This window comes from Pedobacter sp. UC225_65 (assembly GCF_042698365.1).
Lineage (GTDB): Bacteria > Bacteroidota > Bacteroidia > Sphingobacteriales > Sphingobacteriaceae > Pedobacter.
On the sequence record NZ_CP170550.1, the window covers coordinates 762,477 to 780,497 of the forward strand.

26 protein-coding genes and 1 pseudogene are annotated in these 18,021 nt (G+C 35.7%); 7 read left to right on the forward strand and 20 right to left on the reverse strand.

Annotated features, from left to right (window positions below):
* Positions 1-72 precede the first annotated feature (72 nt).
* Entirely contained in the window at positions 73-510 is a 438-nt protein-coding gene (locus tag ACFJIZ_RS03950) for a GNAT family N-acetyltransferase (RefSeq protein WP_379090853.1), read from the forward strand.
* Between the two features lie 225 nt (positions 511-735).
* Positions 736-1,047 (forward strand): hypothetical protein, encoded by a 312-nt coding sequence (locus tag ACFJIZ_RS03955; RefSeq protein ID WP_379090854.1) that lies wholly within the window; start codon positions 736-738, stop codon positions 1,045-1,047.
* Between the two features lie 3 nt (positions 1,048-1,050).
* Here ACFJIZ_RS03955 and ACFJIZ_RS03960 read toward each other — a convergent pair whose 3' ends face one another.
* Positions 1,051-1,344: a hypothetical protein gene (locus ACFJIZ_RS03960; RefSeq protein WP_379090856.1), complete on the reverse strand. Its 294-nt coding sequence runs from the start codon at positions 1,342-1,344 to the stop codon at positions 1,051-1,053.
* A 269-nt stretch (positions 1,345-1,613) separates the two neighbouring features.
* On the reverse strand, positions 1,614-1,862 hold the full coding sequence (locus ACFJIZ_RS03965) for a helix-turn-helix domain-containing protein (protein ID WP_379090858.1): 249 nt from the start codon (positions 1,860-1,862) through the stop codon (positions 1,614-1,616).
* Positions 1,863-2,556: 694 nt separating this feature from the next.
* Between ACFJIZ_RS03965 and ACFJIZ_RS03970 the strand changes: the two genes are divergently transcribed.
* Positions 2,557-3,375, forward strand: a complete 819-nt coding sequence (locus tag ACFJIZ_RS03970; RefSeq protein ID WP_379090860.1) for a LytTR family transcriptional regulator DNA-binding domain-containing protein — start codon at positions 2,557-2,559, stop codon at positions 3,373-3,375.
* Positions 3,376-3,453: 78 nt separating this feature from the next.
* Here the strand turns inward: ACFJIZ_RS03970 and ACFJIZ_RS03975 are convergent, their stop codons facing one another.
* The 10 genes from ACFJIZ_RS03975 to ACFJIZ_RS04020 all read right to left on the reverse strand — a co-directional run bounded on the left by ACFJIZ_RS03975 (position 3,454) and on the right by ACFJIZ_RS04020 (position 10,761).
* On the reverse strand, positions 3,454-3,666 hold the full coding sequence (locus ACFJIZ_RS03975; protein WP_379090862.1) for a hypothetical protein: 213 nt from the start codon (positions 3,664-3,666) through the stop codon (positions 3,454-3,456).
* A gap of 35 nt (positions 3,667-3,701) precedes the next feature.
* Positions 3,702-3,947, reverse strand: a complete 246-nt coding sequence (locus ACFJIZ_RS03980) for a bacteriocin (protein WP_379090863.1) — start codon at positions 3,945-3,947, stop codon at positions 3,702-3,704.
* Between the two features lie 358 nt (positions 3,948-4,305).
* Positions 4,306-4,917: an HlyD family efflux transporter periplasmic adaptor subunit gene (locus ACFJIZ_RS03985; protein WP_379090864.1), complete on the reverse strand. Its 612-nt coding sequence runs from the start codon at positions 4,915-4,917 to the stop codon at positions 4,306-4,308.
* Between the two features lie 70 nt (positions 4,918-4,987).
* Positions 4,988-5,626 carry a hypothetical protein gene (locus ACFJIZ_RS03990; RefSeq protein ID WP_379090866.1) on the reverse strand — a complete coding sequence of 213 codons (639 nt, stop codon included), beginning with the start codon at positions 5,624-5,626 and terminating at the stop codon, positions 4,988-4,990.
* A gap of 36 nt (positions 5,627-5,662) precedes the next feature.
* Positions 5,663-6,880 carry a peptidase domain-containing ABC transporter gene (locus ACFJIZ_RS03995; RefSeq protein ID WP_379090867.1) on the reverse strand — a complete coding sequence of 406 codons (1,218 nt, stop codon included), beginning with the start codon at positions 6,878-6,880 and terminating at the stop codon, positions 5,663-5,665.
* Positions 6,769-7,782 (reverse strand): cysteine peptidase family C39 domain-containing protein, encoded by a 1,014-nt coding sequence (locus tag ACFJIZ_RS04000; protein ID WP_379090869.1) that lies wholly within the window; start codon positions 7,780-7,782, stop codon positions 6,769-6,771. The genes ACFJIZ_RS03995 and ACFJIZ_RS04000 overlap by 112 nt, the downstream gene beginning before the upstream one ends.
* Before the next feature lie 363 nt (positions 7,783-8,145).
* Entirely contained in the window at positions 8,146-9,741 is a 1,596-nt protein-coding gene (locus tag ACFJIZ_RS04005; protein WP_379090871.1) for a cysteine peptidase family C39 domain-containing protein, read from the reverse strand.
* Between the two features lie 189 nt (positions 9,742-9,930).
* On the reverse strand, positions 9,931-10,185 hold the full coding sequence (locus ACFJIZ_RS04010; RefSeq protein ID WP_379090873.1) for a hypothetical protein: 255 nt from the start codon (positions 10,183-10,185) through the stop codon (positions 9,931-9,933).
* Between the two features lie 51 nt (positions 10,186-10,236).
* Positions 10,237-10,479 (reverse strand): hypothetical protein, encoded by a 243-nt coding sequence (locus ACFJIZ_RS04015; RefSeq protein ID WP_379090875.1) that lies wholly within the window; start codon positions 10,477-10,479, stop codon positions 10,237-10,239.
* A 48-nt stretch (positions 10,480-10,527) separates the two neighbouring features.
* Positions 10,528-10,761, reverse strand: a complete 234-nt coding sequence (locus ACFJIZ_RS04020; RefSeq protein WP_379090877.1) for a hypothetical protein — start codon at positions 10,759-10,761, stop codon at positions 10,528-10,530.
* Positions 10,762-11,044: 283 nt separating this feature from the next.
* Between ACFJIZ_RS04020 and ACFJIZ_RS04025 the strand changes: the two genes are divergently transcribed.
* Complete coding sequence (locus tag ACFJIZ_RS04025; protein WP_379090879.1) at positions 11,045-11,791, forward strand: LytR/AlgR family response regulator transcription factor; 747 nt, start codon at positions 11,045-11,047, stop codon at positions 11,789-11,791.
* A 39-nt stretch (positions 11,792-11,830) separates the two neighbouring features.
* On the opposite strand, the gene ACFJIZ_RS04030 is transcribed toward ACFJIZ_RS04025, so the two are convergent.
* The 3 genes from ACFJIZ_RS04030 to ACFJIZ_RS04040 all read right to left on the reverse strand — a co-directional run bounded on the left by ACFJIZ_RS04030 (position 11,831) and on the right by ACFJIZ_RS04040 (position 13,678).
* The gene (locus ACFJIZ_RS04030) at positions 11,831-12,679 is read right to left on the reverse strand and encodes a TlpA family protein disulfide reductase (protein ID WP_379090881.1); all 849 of its coding nucleotides are present in this window, start codon (positions 12,677-12,679) and stop codon (positions 11,831-11,833) included.
* A 77-nt stretch (positions 12,680-12,756) separates the two neighbouring features.
* The gene (locus ACFJIZ_RS04035; protein ID WP_379090883.1) at positions 12,757-13,221 is read right to left on the reverse strand and encodes a hypothetical protein; all 465 of its coding nucleotides are present in this window, start codon (positions 13,219-13,221) and stop codon (positions 12,757-12,759) included.
* Positions 13,222-13,312: 91 nt separating this feature from the next.
* Positions 13,313-13,678, reverse strand: a complete 366-nt coding sequence (locus ACFJIZ_RS04040; protein WP_379090885.1) for a hypothetical protein — start codon at positions 13,676-13,678, stop codon at positions 13,313-13,315.
* 109 nt (positions 13,679-13,787) lie between these two features.
* Here ACFJIZ_RS04040 and ACFJIZ_RS04045 point away from each other — a divergent pair, with 109 nt between their 5' ends.
* The 3 genes and pseudogenes from ACFJIZ_RS04045 to ACFJIZ_RS04055 all read left to right on the forward strand — a co-directional run bounded on the left by ACFJIZ_RS04045 (position 13,788) and on the right by ACFJIZ_RS04055 (position 15,575).
* Positions 13,788-14,009: a hypothetical protein gene (locus ACFJIZ_RS04045; RefSeq protein WP_379090887.1), complete on the forward strand. Its 222-nt coding sequence runs from the start codon at positions 13,788-13,790 to the stop codon at positions 14,007-14,009.
* 140 nt (positions 14,010-14,149) lie between these two features.
* A pseudogene (gene cmoA / locus ACFJIZ_RS04050) lies at positions 14,150-14,851 on the forward strand (carboxy-S-adenosyl-L-methionine synthase CmoA); the annotation flags it as partial.
* 1 nt (position 14,852) lies between these two features.
* Positions 14,853-15,575, forward strand: a complete 723-nt coding sequence (locus ACFJIZ_RS04055; protein ID WP_379090889.1) for a methyltransferase family protein — start codon at positions 14,853-14,855, stop codon at positions 15,573-15,575.
* A gap of 11 nt (positions 15,576-15,586) precedes the next feature.
* Here the strand turns inward: ACFJIZ_RS04055 and ACFJIZ_RS04060 are convergent, their stop codons facing one another.
* From ACFJIZ_RS04060 to ACFJIZ_RS04080, 5 genes are all read right to left on the reverse strand, one after another.
* Complete coding sequence (locus tag ACFJIZ_RS04060) at positions 15,587-15,952, reverse strand: alpha/beta hydrolase (protein ID WP_379090891.1); 366 nt, start codon at positions 15,950-15,952, stop codon at positions 15,587-15,589.
* Positions 15,900-16,511, reverse strand: coding sequence for an alpha/beta fold hydrolase (locus tag ACFJIZ_RS04065; RefSeq protein ID WP_379090893.1), 612 nt, complete (start codon positions 16,509-16,511; stop codon positions 15,900-15,902). The genes ACFJIZ_RS04060 and ACFJIZ_RS04065 overlap by 53 nt, the downstream gene beginning before the upstream one ends.
* Positions 16,486-16,863, reverse strand: a complete 378-nt coding sequence (locus tag ACFJIZ_RS04070) for a hypothetical protein (protein WP_379090895.1) — start codon at positions 16,861-16,863, stop codon at positions 16,486-16,488. The genes ACFJIZ_RS04065 and ACFJIZ_RS04070 overlap by 26 nt, the downstream gene beginning before the upstream one ends.
* Positions 16,864-17,092: 229 nt before the next feature.
* On the reverse strand, positions 17,093-17,347 hold the full coding sequence (locus ACFJIZ_RS04075) for a helix-turn-helix domain-containing protein (protein ID WP_379090897.1): 255 nt from the start codon (positions 17,345-17,347) through the stop codon (positions 17,093-17,095).
* 41 nt (positions 17,348-17,388) lie between these two features.
* Positions 17,389-17,901 carry a hypothetical protein gene (locus tag ACFJIZ_RS04080; protein WP_379090899.1) on the reverse strand — a complete coding sequence of 171 codons (513 nt, stop codon included), beginning with the start codon at positions 17,899-17,901 and terminating at the stop codon, positions 17,389-17,391.
* Between the last annotated feature and the right edge of the window lie 120 nt (positions 17,902-18,021).

The window sequence follows — 18,021 nt, forward strand, 5'->3', positions numbered from 1 at the left end:
ACTTGATCATAAGGGCGATGTTAACAAATCATTTTAATCTTAGTCAACTGATTAGGCTAACTTTGTAGCTGTATGAAAAAAGTTACTTTATATAAACCTTTAAAAACCGATTATCTAGAACTAATTGCCGTTTGGGAAAGATCAGTAAGGGCAACGCACCATTTTTTAGATGAAAACGATATCACCTTGTACAAAAGATTAATCTTTGACGAATATCTTGACAAGGTAGGTCTATATTGTACCAAACACGATAAACGCATTACAGGTTTTATTGGCCTAGCCGACAATAGCATCCAAATGTTGTTTATTGACCCAGATTATAGGGGTAAAGGGAAGGGCAAACAATTGGTAGCATTTGCAATTGGCCAAAAGAGTGCCAAAAAAGTAGATGTAAACGAACAGAACCAACAAGCCGTTGATTTTTACCTGCATTTAGGCTTCAAGATTGTAGAACGTTTTGAAAACGATGCAGCAGGCAGACCATATCCCATATTGGCAATGGAATTATAATCATTGCAAATTTTAATTAAGCATGCAATAATAACTGTAACAAAACGTCTATATACTAAGACGTTAAATGAATAAATCAGCGGAGGCCATCGAAAGATGCCTCCGTTTTTTATGATGCCTGATCTTAAAAATGCCTTTTTTGATTTAAAAATGACATTTTTTAATAGGTTACTAAATTTATTTGTATATTTTTGCTAAAAATAATAGTATTTCACTACCCTTGATATGACTGTAACCGTACTTGCCATATTTGATGAGTTTAACCACAATGCGCCTTTGGCCAAAGTAATGAAGGAAAGATTGATCCGCTTAGCTTCCGAACTGCAAGATGTGCATCTAAAGAGCCTGGCCAACATAGAGCCTTTAACTGATGATGTGGTGGTCTATATTTCGTACAACCCAAAATTTACGGTGCGCTGGCGTATTGTAAACGATGTACCTGCTTCAGTTGAGAATGAAGTAGCTAGCCATTGCGCCAATTTGGGCTACATAGTATGGAAAACAGCTACGATCAACGTTTTTAAAGGCAAGCAGTAAGGTTTAGTCTTTAACCAGCCTGATCTCCATATATTTTTTCCAATCTTTTCCGTTGGCAGATTGTTCCCAATAACCCACAATCTCAGTGTTGTTGTGGCTAAAATTTCCGTTAAAGCGAAGATTTTTGCCCATAAAGGTCAGCTTTTGATTATCAACAAGCATCATTAAGGTATCTTGTTTACCTTGTGGGTCTGTATATTGCATTTTAAAATTGCCGGTTAACTTATCGTAACTGATCAACTCGCTGCTCTGTACCCTTTCTATACCCATGTATACATTAACCTTGTGCAACAACATTTTGCCACCAGGTAACCACTCATAGGTATCATAACCTTTGATCGATGGTTTCGGGTTTGTTGGATATTGCGTAGATTTTTCCGCTAGTTGTCCATTTGCCTACAAATGGTTGCAATAATGTCAATTCTGGATGATTTTGTTTCATACAATCTTGATACTTAAACTGAACAATAAACGTTGGGGAAATTTGTTTTTTATAGACCTAACAAACAGCAAGTTACATGCCAGTTTTTAATACCCTAAGGGTACCATATTGAATTGCTTTGTACCTAGGGCTTTTCCTTTACATTGGAAGTATTTTTGCCAAATAGATCGTCCATAGAAATGTTCAATGCATCAGCAATCTGCATTAAAATGTAACCAGAAGCGTTTACCCGACCATTTTCTATACGGCTTAGGCTCTGGAAATCCTTGTTGATCAATGCCGCCAGTTGGGCCTGTGTAAAACCTTTGCTCGTACGGAAATAGGCAATCCTTTTACCTAGTTCTTTCTTGAAAAGTTTTAAATCTTCGGCCATAGTGCAAACTCAAAAGATTTTTATATAATTAACTAAACGTATTTGCTTAGTATTGGGATTTTTATTACATTTGATTTTAGAATAGGTATTAAAGAGTCTTGCACCTACAAAATCTGACGCCGTAATGCAAGACAGCAGAATAATGCCCATATCTATGTGTAGATGTGCTATATTTGCATATTGAAATAGATGTGGGGTTTTCATAAAGATGGACTGCTTTGTTGCATTTGAAAAAACAGTCGAAAAAGTTAGTTTAAGTTGATGATATTTTACCACTATGGTAGGTAATAACCAAGTAAAGAAGATTCCTAGAACCCTGAATTACTTCTGTCTGTATTTTGTTTTTTTTAACTGGTATATGTCTATAAATCAGAAGCCTAAAATTAAATTAGGTCTATTGCCTAATGAAAAAAACACAGATATAATCGGATAGACGATACCATTATTTTAGATAGATGATACTTTTAGAAAATGATGTAATTTATAGTTAAACTGAACCATTTGGTGATGAAGTGATCAGGAATAAGTGTTTTTTGATCCAAAACGCAATATATCTACAAATCATACTTTCGTATACACAACATTGCAGTTGGTACTAATTTCTTTGTTTACGGAACTAAAATGATTAGACTCAAATAGAATAAAAGATAAGCTTTATTCATTCTGAATTGGTATCATTTTGATTTTTCGTGAAATGAAAAAAATATCTTGGTGTAAATCGATTGCTAATCCACGGTATCCTAATTGTTTAAATTCAATTGTGTTTGCAATGTTTATGGCAAATCTACATGTTCCATATCAGGGAAAATGTTTTGATATAAAGACTTTAACATCAGAAATTTATTTTGTTGCCGTTTTGGTAAATACATCTATTGGCTTTGTAATGATAAGGTTGATTACTATATCAACAACTTATCTTGATCAACATTATCCATGGCATAAAAAATGCCAGCAAAGGATGAAAAGGCAGATTCTATTGGGATTTTTTATGCCAGTACAATTTACCATCCTCATCACTATAGTATACTTTGCTTTAGCTGATATGAAAATTCATGGAAATTGCTATTTTAACAAGTACCTACATCAGATGATTTTAATGTCGGTAGTACTCAATTTCTATTTATTCTTTTATAGAAGCAAGTTCAATAAATTCAAAAAGAATATTCTAAAAGTTGGTACTAGGCCCATAATGGAGCTAAATCCTGAGTTATATAAAGAGATAGCCTGCATTTATATTGAAGAGAAGAACTATTTTTCAATAAGCTTTAATGGTGAGAAAATGGGGTGGAACCATACTTTGTCTGAAAGCATGCTGTTTTTGCCTTCAACAGATTTTTATCCAATTAAGCACTCATTTATTGTAAATAGATTGGCCATTTTAGAGGTTGATCTAATCAATTCAAAAAAGACCAAAATCTTATTGATAACGCCTATCAACCTAGAACTAGAAGTCAGTCAACGCGTAAATACAAGTTTTAAGAGATGGTATGCTGATAAAATACCCAAAAAGTAATGAGGCCGACTTTTAAGTCGGCCTCAGGGTGCTAGAATTATAGTTTTGGAATAGGTTCTATTATTAAAGGATAGTTGATTATACCTCTGTTATGGTACAAACACTATCGATATTGCACATGCTCGGCGAACACCAATTTAAACAGAAATTGTAGCCAGAGAATCTGCAGTTTCCATCTTGGTCAATTACAAGTGGTCTCCATGCGGTCTCTTCGCAATTGGCCATTTCTGGGGTAATACCCCCTAATATTTTTTTCATGTCAGTTTTACTGAGCAGGGTTGATTTTTTCATGAGTTTATTTTTTATTGGTTGGTTAATGAAAATGATTAGGCTTCTTCAAGAAATAGACATTGGTAAGTGCCACTGTAAGAATGGCTTCTGCAAAAGCTTTCGGCATCGCCTAGCGAACTGCAACATGCAGTAGGAAAGCTAATCACCTCCCATCCTCCATCTTCTACACCACATACTACATATGCACTTAAACAAGGTGGATTTCCAGGGTCTCCTGGAGGAAGTCCACCACCAATAATTTTCTTTAGTTCATTCTTGTTAAGTAAATTCACTTTTTTCATTGATTAAATTTTTAACTTTGGCTGTAAAAGATTTTGTAATCCAGTCACGCCTGGCTTACTTAGGCGATATCGATGAACGTCGATACTCGTTAATAGGCAGTTTCGTTGCAACCGGACTGCCTTTTTTCTTAAAAAAAGAATTGATTAATCTTAAGTTAAACATGAAATTTTTACTACGCAAAAATATTGTACCAAGTGGGCTTACTTTAGTATGAAAGGTGTTCTACAGTATATAACCTTATTTTCGATAGAACGGAAATATCCATCAATAGGCAAAAAGATAATAAGCCACATTGATTAGAATAATATAGGAGTAAAGTGGGTGTGTAGAAGTTGTTTAGGTTGAAATTTAAGTAAACTAATTACTGCTATTTAGCATTTTAGTCATGTTTCTTAAGAAACGTTGCAACAGTGAACTCTCCTTTGTAATAATTTCGGCATCTGCAACCATACCAGGTTTTAAAACGATTGGATGTTCAGGGTTTTTCTGCTCAAACTTTCCAAAATCAACCTTGGCCACAAAAACACTGTCTTTTAGGGCAACATCGGTAATGAAACTTATTTTTCCATTAATAATGCCATATTCTTCAAATGGATAACTTCTTAATTTAACCAATGTCCGTTGACCAAGGCGTACTTTCCCCATGTTATACTGTGGAATCTGGACCTCCCCGAAAAAATCCGTATTGCCAGGGTTAACGATAAACAATTCTTGGTTGACATTTACATTTTGGTTTTCTTGTAAGATACCAGCATAACCAACTTTACCTGCAAGAGGTGCAAATACAACATATTTCATTAGCCATGCTTCTGTTTCATTGATCATGCTGTTTAAAGCCTGGCTAAATTTTGCCTTTTGCTCTTTGATGGTATTTTCTAAGGTTTCAATCTCTTTCTGTTTGGCCAAATAAGATGAATTATTGTTGAGTAGGGCAGTTGCACTTTGTTGCAAAGGGTACTTGCTGGCCAAATATTTGTTTTCTTGTTGTTTAAACTCATTGTTAGAAATCGCCTTGTTGTTCTTTAACGTTTTATAGGCTTCATACTCTTCTTGGGCATTGGCATATTCCTGCTCCTGGACTCTTTTTTTGTTGGTGGATCTGTTCTTGTAGTTTTTTTATTTCTGCCAGATCCTTTTGTAAATAGGCCTTTTGGGTAAGGTAGAAACCTCCATTCTGCGTATTGATAAATTGAAGATATTCTTGATAAAAGGATTGATAATTGCTCTGTAATTCGCCAAGGTTTAGGTTGTTTCCTAATAAATTTTTATCAGTTAATGTTTGTGATGCATTTAATTGTTGACTCAATGCCCTGAGCCTGCTTGCTAATGTAATCACATCATCATGCTTAGCTGTACTTTCTATAAAGGCCAAAGGTTGTTTATCAACTACTTGTTCATTGTCCTTAACCAAGATCTTTACCAATTTGCCGGTTTGATGAGCTATTACACCCTTTGGTGAGTTTAGAGAATTCACCTTCATAGCAGTTTTTACCACATCTGGATACCTGATAAAGGCAGACATTAAAATAATGGTAAGCAAAACAACCAGAATCAAAGTAATGCCCCTTCTTAAGATCCAAGAAGGTACAGCAGTAATGATTTCATTCACTTCTTCACTTACAGCCCAACCAGCTAGTGAAGCATTGTTTTGTTCTGTATTTTGTTCTTCTCTTGGCATATTTATGAAAATTTTAAACCAGTTGTTTGTATTGGGTTAGTTTAGGTCCAACTGGTTCTTAACTAATTGATAATACTCACCTTTGTTTTTGGTTAATTCTGCATGTGTACCTTGTTCAATGATCACCCCTTTATCCAGTACAACAATGTTATCAGCATTTTTAACGGTGCTTAAGCGGTGTGCAACCACTACAACTGTCCTTCCTTTAAAGAAATCTTCCAGGTTCTGCATAATGATACTTTCGTTGTTGGCATCCAAAGCATTGGTGGCTTCATCAAAAAAGATATATTCTGGGTCTTTATAAACAGCTCTGGCAATCAGTATCCTTTGTTTTTGTCCTTGACTTATCCCATTTCCTTCAGCACCGATTTTTGAGTTTAATCCAAGTGGTAAGCTTTCAATCAGGTCAGTAATGTTGGCCACTTTAATGGCATGCTGTAATTTGGCCATATTAGGAACTTCGTCGGCAACAGCAATATTCCTTGCAATACTATCAGAAAAGATAAAACCATCTTGCATCACAATGCCACATTGTCCACGCCAATAACGATAGCCAATCTGATCGATATAGGTAGCTCCAATCTTGATTTCTCCTTTTTGTGGAGTATAAAAACGAAGTAATAGTTTAAGTATAGTTGTTTTTCCACTACCACTCATCCCAACAATAGCTGTGGTTTTGCCTTCAGGTATATCTAAATTTATTCCTTTTAATACCGGTTCGTTCCCAGCACCAGGATAGGTGAAATTCAATCCCTGTATGCTGATGCTTTTGTTTATCGGTAGTTCTTTTAATAAAGTCTTGTCTAAAGGTTCTTCGTCTTCCATCTGGTGGATCTCATTTAAGCGCTCCAAACTGATCTTTGCATCTTGTAACGATTGGATAAAACCTAACAATTGTTCGATTGGGCTATTCACCTGCCCAACAATGTACTGGATGGCCATCATACCTCCTAAGGTCAATTGCCCATCAATTACAGATTTTGCGACTAAGAAGGTAATCACGATATTTTTTCCTTCGTTGATGAAGAAAGCTCCAGCTTGTTGGATCTGCCCTAAGGAAAGGCTTTTGATACTGAATTTGAATAAACCTGCTTGTAACCTTTCCCATTCCCAACGCTTTTGTTGTTCACAATTGTTGAGCTTTATCTCCTGCATGCCACCAATAAGCTGTACAATGCTGCTCTGGTTTTTGGAAGAAATATCAAAACGTTTAAAATCCAGATCCTTCTTCTCTTTAAAAAAGCAATTACCCATAATGAATAGAGCACACTGCTGACCAAGAAGATGATAAAAATATTGACATTGTAATATGCCAACACCCCGGTAAAGATGATCAGGTTGAACATGGAGAATATCGTGTTCAGAGTGGAACCCGTCAAAAAGCTCTCGATCCTTCGTTGATCGTTCATCCGCTGCATGATATCACCCGTCATCTTGGTGTCGAAAAAACTCATCGGTAGTTTCATCAACTTGATCAAAAAGTCGGTTAAGATAGAAATGTTGATCCTTGTACTGATGTGCAGCAAAATCCATGAACGGATAAAATCTACACTCATTCTTCCCAAAAAAAGCATGGTCTGGGCAATAAGAATGATGTAGATGAAATTGAGGTTTCGGGTGTTGATTCCTATATCAACAACAGATTGGGTAAGAAATGGTACAATAAGCTGCAATAAACTGCCAACCCCAAGGCCAACAAACAACTGGATTACCAATTGTTTATATTGATAAAGGTAGCGTAGCAAGTATGACCAATTTAAGCCATCATTTTTATCGCCTTCTTGTGCATACAGATCTGGAGTAGGAGAAAGCATCAACACAATACCTTGACTTTCATTGTCATGATGGGCACTGATCCAACGTTGGGCAAATTCTTTTTCTGTAAATTCTATCAAGCCTTTACCTGGATCCGCAACATAATATATGCCTTTTTTAATCTTGTACAGAACTACAAAATGGTTTTGGTTCCAATGTAAAATGGCAGGTAGGTCGATTTGGGAAAGTTGACTTAACGTAATTCTACTACCTGTGGTACGGAACCCAATTTTTTCTGCAGCCTCGCTAATGCCCAATAAAGAAACGCCTTCTCGATTAATGCCTGAGATATCTCTTAAACGTTGCAGATTGAAGTTTTTACCATAATGTTTTGCAACCATCCTAAGACAGGTGGGACCGCAATCCATTTGATCAGGTTGTTTAAAGAATGGAAATTTTTTCAAGTGTATAGTTCTTACTTTGGTTTTTGATAAAACTGTGTTTTATGTTTCCTAATATATTAATTAATACCTAAAGGATACTAAGTGATGGTGTTTTTTTTCTGCCATTGTTGCCAGCAGAACCCACTAATCAATGAATAATCCTTCATTATCCTATGGTTCTAATTAGAGCTGCTTATATTTAGCTACAACCCTTGGCTATGCCAATATATTAATACTTATTTTGGGGCAGATACCTTTAACTGCCCCTTTTGTACAAAAGATGTTTGATTGAAATTCTTAGCAGCGCTAAGAATGACAGGATCAAGTCAATAGATATTTGATATCTTCTAAACGATAAGGTTCTGGTAGTTTATAGCCATTTACCAATATGGTTGGTGTGAAGGCAATTTCTGTCAAATCGCACCAGGCTCTTTGCTTTTCAGTTACCTGGTTCATATCGGTATTAATAGTAACCGGATATTGGGCCGCCCAGGTTTCGTATTTTTTACTTCCTTGTTTATACCAATCATTCAAAGCATTTTCCAGTAAGCTGGCATCATTTAGTAAGCTCAGTGCAGTAACATGTCTAGAAACTTTTGTTTTTTGGTCGTTTTCATCAGCAGAAGCTGTGAAAATGATCTTCAACTTGATGTCATCACGTACACTTAACCATTGGTCTAATGTCTCGTGTGCTTTAGCACAAGGTCCACAAAAAGGATTGCTCACCATTGTAATCGTAGTTTCAGCATTCGGATTTCCTAATACAATTGGCATCAAGTCGTCAGGTACCGAATAGCGAGGTTGGTTGGTCAATACCTGATTGAACAACTCACTATTATATTTGAATTTTTTAAGTTGTTGTTTTAAAGGTTTGAACTGCGCCGTTTTTAACAATAATGGTTTTAACAAAGACCAAGTTATGATAGGTAGTAAAAAGCAGATGGCTAAAGGAAGGATATATTGAAATTGTAGACTGGTAGCCGAAATTTCAAAATTAGATAGATTTAACATGTTCGTTAAAAATTCTAGCCAAAGGATTGCTTGTACCGTACAGCACAATACACACCAATTGTCGTGTTTATACTGGTAACCAATTGAATAGATGGTATAAGGCAAAGCCAATACATTTAACCAAACCACCAATGGAAAGGAAGCTGGACTTATCAATAGGGTTAAAAATGATCCTGTAAAATAGAAAAAGCCTACTTCACTCCAGCTTAGCCAAGAGGTTACCTTTGCAGCATCAGATTTAAGAATGGCATTACAATTGTTTTTGCTGCCTAGACTACAAAGGTTTTGCACCAATGGGTTATTGGCATCTATACTGTGCATCAAGAGCAGTACACTTACTGCAATTCCTGCAATTTTGAAGAACAACAATAGGCCAAAAGAAAGGTCAATGGTTTGGTAGTTGATGGTTGACAATACCATGGCAAGAATCACCAACAATAAAGCAGGGATTTTTAAGGAATTGAAAGTTTGTAGCAAAGATTTAGTGCCATAATCTGCCTCACCACTTTTTGAATTGGCAGTAGCATGTAAGGCTACACCACTCCATACTTTTAAAAATTCTTCTTCTGGAATCGAAGCATTCTGTTTCTTATCATCACTATAGTTTACTTTACCATCGGCTATGCTGTGTACGAGCATAAAATAACCACCATTCATTTTACTATGGGCGATAAATGGATACTCCAAATCGGCAGGGTCGTATTCAGCCTTTGAAATCTGATATGCCTGATTAGGGACGTGCCAATCTGTCAAACAATCATTGATAGCCAATAAACTTGGGTATTCTGGATGGTCTTGTAGATTGTCATCAACAGTCGATGAGCTTACTTTTACATTTAAGGCTTTAAGAAGTAATACAACTACAGCAGATGCATTACTTAGTTTAGGTTTTAAGAAATTGAGCATACATGTTGAATTTTCCTATAAGTTTAGTTAAGCTGTTTCATATAACAAAATTTATTGTACCAAACTGCCTTGTGAGAGTACAAGTGGTTACTGTGAAAGTATATTATAGTCTTTAAACACTGCAACCAAATTGTAATGTCACAATTTGGTTGCAGTTTGGATAAAAAAGAGCTGGTTAGCTCTCTTTTTTTAGTCGATCAATACTGGCTCGTCCATCTGACAGCCATAAGCTGAACCAGAAGGGCAGAACGCCTGTGCTTGTGCAAGACTTGTACAGCAGGCGTAAAAATACGAATTGCCCTCGCCACTACCACCATTGGCTATGCAAACTACATAACCCTTAGGTGCGCAATAGCTAGGATCGCCGCCTGGAGTTTCTGGAGGAACTCCTCCGCCCATTACTTTTTTCAATTCGGCTTTGCTTAATAAATTTACTTTTTTCATAATTGATTTAATTTTGTTTAATGATTAAAAAAATAACATTGTGTGAGCTATTTAAACTAAATAGCAAGCTGGCATGTCCTCACTGATATGAAGAGAGCCATTTGGTTCTGTAGCCAGGCAATAACAGCCTTTTAGGTCCATCGCAGATCCGCATGATCCATAATATAACATACCATTTGCCCAAAAAGAACAATCGGCACTTAGACAAGGAAATACGCCTCTTTGTGATTCATCCACACCGCCCATTACCTTTTTTAACTCAGCCTTGCTCAATAAATTTGCTTTTTTCATCATTGATTTAATTTTGTTTAATTGTTTAAGAATTTGAAAACCACAATGGTCTTAAGCATGGCAACCATCCCATTCTTGACTGATCATAGAACCGTTGGGTGCCACGGCCAAACAAGGGCAGTTTTGCATATCAAAAATAGCCCCACAAGAACCGTAATAATAAGTGCCCCCTATAGAGAAAGAACAGTCCATCGATAAACAGATAACTGGACCTCTTTGGGCTTCATTTGTACCACCCATTACTTTTTTTAACTCAGCTTTGCTTAGTAAGTTTGCTTTTTTCATTTTCGTTAAAATTATTTTGGTTGAAGTTGTTGCAGGTCTTCCACGCTAACCTGCTTATGGCGGTACCGATAAACGTCGATACGCGTTTTTGGATTTTCGTTTGCAACCGGAATCCATTAATTAAAAATCTTTAATTCCTTAAAAGTTAGTTAGTTATTCTGGTCAAAAAAAATATATTGTACCAAACCCATTGTACACAGTACGAAAGGTCTTCCATAGGATATGAAGGAATTTCTGTTTTCGATTAAAAACCTTAAATTGCATTAAGATTTAAGGAGACAATATGGATTTGAAATGTATAATTATAGATGATGATCAATATGCTATTGATGCGCTTGTTAAATATGTAAATGAAATCCCCGGGCTTACCGTTCACCAGACTTTCTTAAAGCCTCTAGAAGCGTTAATTTCAATTGATGAACAAGTAGATTTTATATTTTTAGATATTGAAATGCCAGAAATCTCCGGATTAGAGCTTGCGGAAAGTTTAAGGTCTAAAACAAAATTTTTGATTTTTACGACCAGTCATCCGAGCTATGCTTTAAAGGCATTTGACCTCAATGCCAGTCAATATTTATTGAAACCTATCAGCTTTTCCAAATTTGCCCTCACCATCAACTTTTTATTGAAGAATAGTCACGAATCCCATAAAGCGGAGCAAGAGCTTAAAGATCAACAAGCTGTGCCTACAAAAAAAATCCAACTTCAGTTTATCAAGGCTGATCAAAAATATACCTACCATTACATCAATCCCGATGACATCATCTATGTAGCTGCTGCAAAAAATTACGTAGTGATCCATACAGCTAAAGAGCAGTTTGTAACCCATATGGGCCTCAATCATATAGATGCGGCCTTGAGTAAGGATGATTTTATCAGGATATCCAAATCCTATCTTATTGCTAAAAATGCCATCAAAAAAATAGAAGGAAGTAATGTCAAATTGAAAAATTGCGACATCGAATTTCAGATAGGTAGTGTGTATAGACCAGCTTTTATAGATTTTATGAACTCAAGTATGTTAGCCTGATCAAAAGTTAAGGGTTGTAGGTAAATTATCAATGTTATTCTATTTTTTGCTTACTGCAGAAATATAGGACAATAATTTTCTTTCAAAGTCTTGTTCAGAAGGTTTTGAGAAATGGTCATTAACCAGCATGCCATCTTTGTCGAAAACGAGATAGCGTGGTATAGTTTCGATTTTGTATAAGGTACTGATCAGCTTGTTTGAACTTTCGATTACCCTAAATTGGTTTTTGGCACTGATCTTAGATCTAGGTAAAATATTCTTCCAATCTTTTTCCTTGTTGTCTTTATCCAATCCAATACCTATAAAAACGACATTCTTATCCAAAAATTTAACCTTCGTTTTTTCTAGAAAAGGGAACTCATTGATACAAGGTATGCACCAGCTGGCCCACAGGTCAAACACAATCACTTTTCCTTTATTCTTTTTAAATATATCTGCTAGGCTTAATGGTTCTTTGGTAGTGCTTACCAATTTGATCGTTTTCTTATCAACAGCATTTTCATCAGGTACAATTAGGCTTGCATAACTTTGTTTTTGAAATATAGGATCGTTGAGTTCTCTGTTAAATAAGGCATGACTTTCGGCATACATTTTTGATTCCTTTTCCGAAAAATCAAAGAGTGCCTGAAAAGCAATACCTGTTTTGAACCTCTTTTCTGTATTGATTTGGGTCAATTCTTCAATAAATGTCTTTAGGTTATAATTTAAGTTGTTTTTGTTTTTATTGTAGTTTCCAAGATAGTACATTGCAGAATTTAAAAACGTACTATTGATCGCTTTTTTTGTAGCTAAGGAATCGCGAAGCTCATTGGCCAATTTTTCAAAATACGAACTTTTATCTTTATAGTTTTGTCTAATCAGTTTAACATAATAATAGTTTTTGGCCATTTCTTTCCATAAAGAAGCTACTGAATCTGTTAGTGCTTTTTCGGTAGTTAGCTGATCTATCTTTTTTAGATTTGTATTTAAGATCTTTCATTTGTTTTGATGTTTTCTTCAAAGCTGCCATTTGCACTTTTTGTGCTAAAAATAGACTCGTCTAGCTCTAAATAATCGCTAAGCATCAAAAATTTATTGCTACCTAGGTTTTTTAATTTAAAATCTTGCAACTCCAAGTCGATCTGTGCACCCTTGTTGGCAAGAAACAGGTAAAAATAATTCTGGTTTGTTGAGCCGTTAAAAATACTGTACCTTAACTCTGCGATGTGTGCTGCTTGGAATGTTCTGGTAAGCACGGTATCTTTTGTTGAATTGTTTCTGAATATGAGATTGTTTTTGACAAGATAATCGTCATAATAAGATAGCCTGATGACACTTTCGCCTTTTAAGTGCATGTTGATGGTGATGTCATCCTTTTTATCAGAAATGATACTTTGTGCTTTTGCTAAAAAAAAGCAAAAGAATAATATAAGGCTAAGTTTTATTTTCATTCAGGTAAGCATCAGCTTTAATAGGGATGCGACCACAATATATTAACTTAATTTTTAGTTTTAAGCTTTTTTTAACAGATTTTTCCAAAAGTTATTCTTCTAAGCTCTGTTCTTCCTTTTTAGCAATGAGCTTATTCTTTTTTAGGTCGATTCGGATGAGGTTATAGATACTCATGTAAACATTGGCAATCCAAACCATAGAAAAGCCCGCAATTAGATAACCCCGCCATCCGTCATACACAAGGGTGTAATTAGTGATGATCAATATCAATACCGTAACATAATGGCTGAAACAATACTCGCAGGTAAAAAGATAGAAAAACTTACGTTGGTACAGTTTGGTACAATTGGTAGATTTACTGACACAAAATTCCCTCAGTTCTCTGAAAACTTCTTCTTTGGTAAATGTCCATGCAATGCAGGCAACAGGTATCGCCAGTATAAATATAGTTTCCATAGTTATAATAGAAAATAAATATATCCATAACCCATAGGCAGCCAATATGTTTTGACCACTTGGTGAAACTTTTTGGCCTCTCAATTGCTTTATATAAAAAATAAGGCAGATGGAAAATCAACAACAACCTAAAAAACAAGATTTTAAGATCGTATCGAGGCCCAGTAATGAGGAGATTGAGGATTGGGAAGAAGGTAGCTATAGGAGTAAGGAAGAAAAAATTGACGAAAAAGCCACTGCTCAAATTGATGAAGATGAAATGATTGATGGAGGGGTACATAAGGATGAAGGCGGTTTTGACGAACAATACGATAGATTGGAAGATAAATAGCCTAAACAATTGCCAATGAATTTTGGTCGATATTGTATATGAGACTCTTATTAAACTATTTATAATTTTTATGGTCCAATTATGTACAGATAAGGTTAATTTATGGGTAATGAAGAGAATTTAGATCAGTTTTTAAGGACGAGATCAAAAAGCCATCAGACTTTAAGTTTGGAGCTACGGTTGCAAATGCTTTTGATGATATGGTAGAACGTTCTGTGCCCTTTTATAATGAAATACAGCGCATGATCATCGAATTGGCCATTGAACATGCATTGCCCAATACCAATGTAGTAGATCTAGGTTGTTCTACCGGTACCACAATGATTGGCTTGAACCCTTATGTAGACCAAAGCATCAGCTTTATAGGTATTGACGATTCGGCCGAAATGTTGAAAAAATGCGATGTTAAATTGAAACAAGCCGACTTTACCCGTAACTACAAGTTGGTGATGGCAAGTCTGCATGAAGATATAAAAATTGAAAATGCTTCAGTTGTTATTCTTTGCCTTACGTTACAATTTGTTAGACCTATTTATAGGGAAAAGCTTTTAAAGAGAATATACGATGGACTTGTTCCAGGCGGTGTGTTGATCATCTCAGAAAAGATATTGGCCGAGGACAGTTTGTTCAATAGAAATTTTATCAAATATTATTACGACTATAAGCGTCGCAACAATTATAGCGAAATGGAGATTTCGCAAAAAAGAGAGGCTTTAGAAAACGTGCTGATTCCTTATAAACTAAGTGAGAATTTTAAAATGCTTAGAGAAGCAGGGTTCCCACATACGGAAACCTTTTTTAAATGGTATAATTTTTCAGGTTTCATCGCTGTAAAAAACTAACATGATCACTATAGGTAATTTCTTTTTTAAATACAGAAATTTTTTGTTCATTTTCTTGTATCTGGCACTGTTTATCCCTTCCCCAAAAATTTTCACGGCTGATGTTTTTGGTTCCTATTATTACCTCTATCCATTATTTATTGGACTGTTCATTACAATTTTAGGACAACTTATCCGTGGGGTAGCTATTTCTTTGGCCTATATTGTAAGAGGCGGTAAGAATAAAAATGTATATGCAGATGATCTGGTAACTGAAGGTTTTTTTAACCATTGTCGTAACCCTTTATATGTGGGCAATATCCTAATGCTTTTAGGAGTGGGTATATTGATCAACTCTTTGTTGTTTCTGGTGGTTTTTATGCCCTTGTTCCTGTTCATTTATCAAGCTATTGTTTTAGCCGAAGAGAATTTTCTCCGAAACAAGTTTGGTGCCCAATTTGATGCATACTGTAGTCGGGTAAATAGATGGTGGATCAATTTTAGTGGTTTGGGTAAAACCATTTCGAGCATGTATTTTAATGGAAAACGTTGGTTGATCAAAGAATACAATACCCAAACCATATGGATGTTGGGCATTGTAGTGATCTTGCTTTTTTATCATCCCCAGCTTACCGATGGTAATGAAACCTTAAGAAATACCATTGCTGTTGTTGCGGCTGTTCTATTGGCACTTTATTATCTAACCATTAGGTATTTAAAAAAGAGCAATATCTGGAAAGGTTAAGTAACTGATCGTTATTCTACTTTTAAGTCTTTAGATTGGCTTACTATTTTTTGATAGGGATTACGCATAAACATTTCTAAATAATCAACTCCATTTATATTGAAACCAGAGCCATGCGCTCGGTTATGGATCAGTAATAATTGACTATTTGGCATGGTTCTTTTAATGAGCATGTTGTAAAATGGTCTGCACCAAGGGTCTGCATCACCAGCTGAAACTAATACCGGAATATCACTATAAACTGGTGTTTTGGCACTTTTGTCTTCAGGTTTCACATTCCAACAATCACAAATAGGATGGTTAACATTATTGAAACCATAACCTTTAAACCAAGGTAGGATCTCTTCTTGTTTTTGGATAAGTACCGGATCCTGCATAAGCAATCTGTTCTGAACAATAGATCGAGTATCGCATGCCTAAGGATAAGCTCTGGTTACCATTAAATACATTGTCTATTACTTCTTTTACATACGGTTCATGTTTACCATTGATCATCTCTTGCATAACAAAAGGCACTGATTTTAACCTTGAATTATCCATGCGGTCAATTATGGCGTCTAACAGTTCTTGTTTGCCGTAAGAGATGGCAATGGTTTTATTTGTGCCTTTTTCTATATAATCTAACTTAAATTTCTTTCCGGTGATTTCCTTAAAATATTGTTGGAATCTTTTGCGCAAATCGCCGTACAAAACCTGATTGATAGAGTCGGTTTCACAATTGCCGAATACCTGGTTTAAGGCTTCATTCATGTTAAACAAGCCATTTTCCTCGTAATTCACAAATCCAGGTAGGGGAGAGTTGAGTACCAAGGCTTTTATTCCTTCGGGATGATTTCTAGCCACGGTTAACATCAACCCGCCACTGTAAGAAATCCCAACCAAGGTCATCGACTTGATCTGTAATGTTTTTTTAAGATCGAGCGATATCAGCAGCACTTTCTATGGTGTTATATGCGGAAAGGTCAATTCCTTGGTCTATAAATTTCTTTCTACACAATTTAACAACAGCCAGCACCATCGGTTCTTTTGGTAAGTTTTGGCGGTAGGCCTGTTTAATGGCTTGCTCTACTTCTGGGCAGTCTAGGGCGGGAATAGATTTCTTTGTACCCCTTTGATCAAACGCAATAAAACCACCGTATTTTAAAAATCCAGAAGATGCGGTAACTTGATCAATATTGGCAATGGTACTGTATCCAGGTCCACCTGTGGTATAGAGCGAAATGTTTTGGGTAGAATCTGCTGTAGCTTTTCTTACAAAGAGGAAAGGAATTTCGACTCTGTCGGCCATTTACCTTTTGTCTGTTTTCTGGTACTACCAGATAACCACATCGAGCAATTACCCCTTCGCCAACTTTGATCGTACAGGCAAACGGTTCTATTTTTGGTTGATAGCTTTGTGCATGGGCCAAAGAAATGCTGATCAAGCAGGCAATTATAATGGATGTAATGACTTTCATATTTCTTTTTAAACAAATTAAGGGTAAATCAAAAAGAAACGAAAGTAAAAATCGGACATTTTAGGTCAGCTGGGCAGAAAGTTTTTGTCCCGTAAATTTAACTACGTCTTTGTAAAAATGGCTCATATCGTAATAACCATAAATATAGGGAGAAAAAGACTTGCTGTTGCTTACATAAGCAGACAAGGCAATTCTGGCCCGATTGATCGCCATGAAATTTTTTGGATTCGTACCTACCATCTTGGTGAAATAGCGGTACATGGTTTTATCGCTAATAGCCAGTTTCTGTACAATTTCTTTGTTTTTTAATTCCAAGCCAGATAAATGGAAGGTATCGATGGCCTGTTGTATGCACTTTAAATAATAATCTGACTTTTCATTGGAGTGATCTTGGCCAAAAACAAATCCTCAAGCAAAGAAATACGGTCCTCTATCGAACCTAGATTCTTTAGCTTTTTGATAAAAGGATTGGGAATCAATTCATTGAGGTTGATAATGTCACTTCCAATTTTAGATTGGCTAATGCCAAATATAGCTTCTAATCCACCGGGAAAGAATTTAATGGTGAAGATATTGTCTAAGGGTAGGTTTTTGCGTTCGATAATTTCATTTCTCAGTACCAGAACATCTATGGTTTCATCTATCAATTGCCAATGGCGACCATTTTTGAGTTGATAGGGGCTGCCCAAGTTGATCCATATCGTTGGTGTATAACTAGGGAAGAGCTTAACGGTAAATTCTTCGGTTTGGATATGTAATTGAGTTGCTGTTAATGAAGTTTCTGAGAAAAATTCGATATAAGGAGCTAAAGCTGCACAAGGCAGTTTAAATAGATATAGCTTTTTGATGTCTTCGAAGATTTCTGTCATAATAACTAGCTGTTGATTTGACGCTGGATTTAAGAAATAGTTGCGCTTGAAAAATTAAATAAATTAAAATAATTGATTATCAGGTATTTATATTTTTTATTAGACAATTTTAATCGTAGT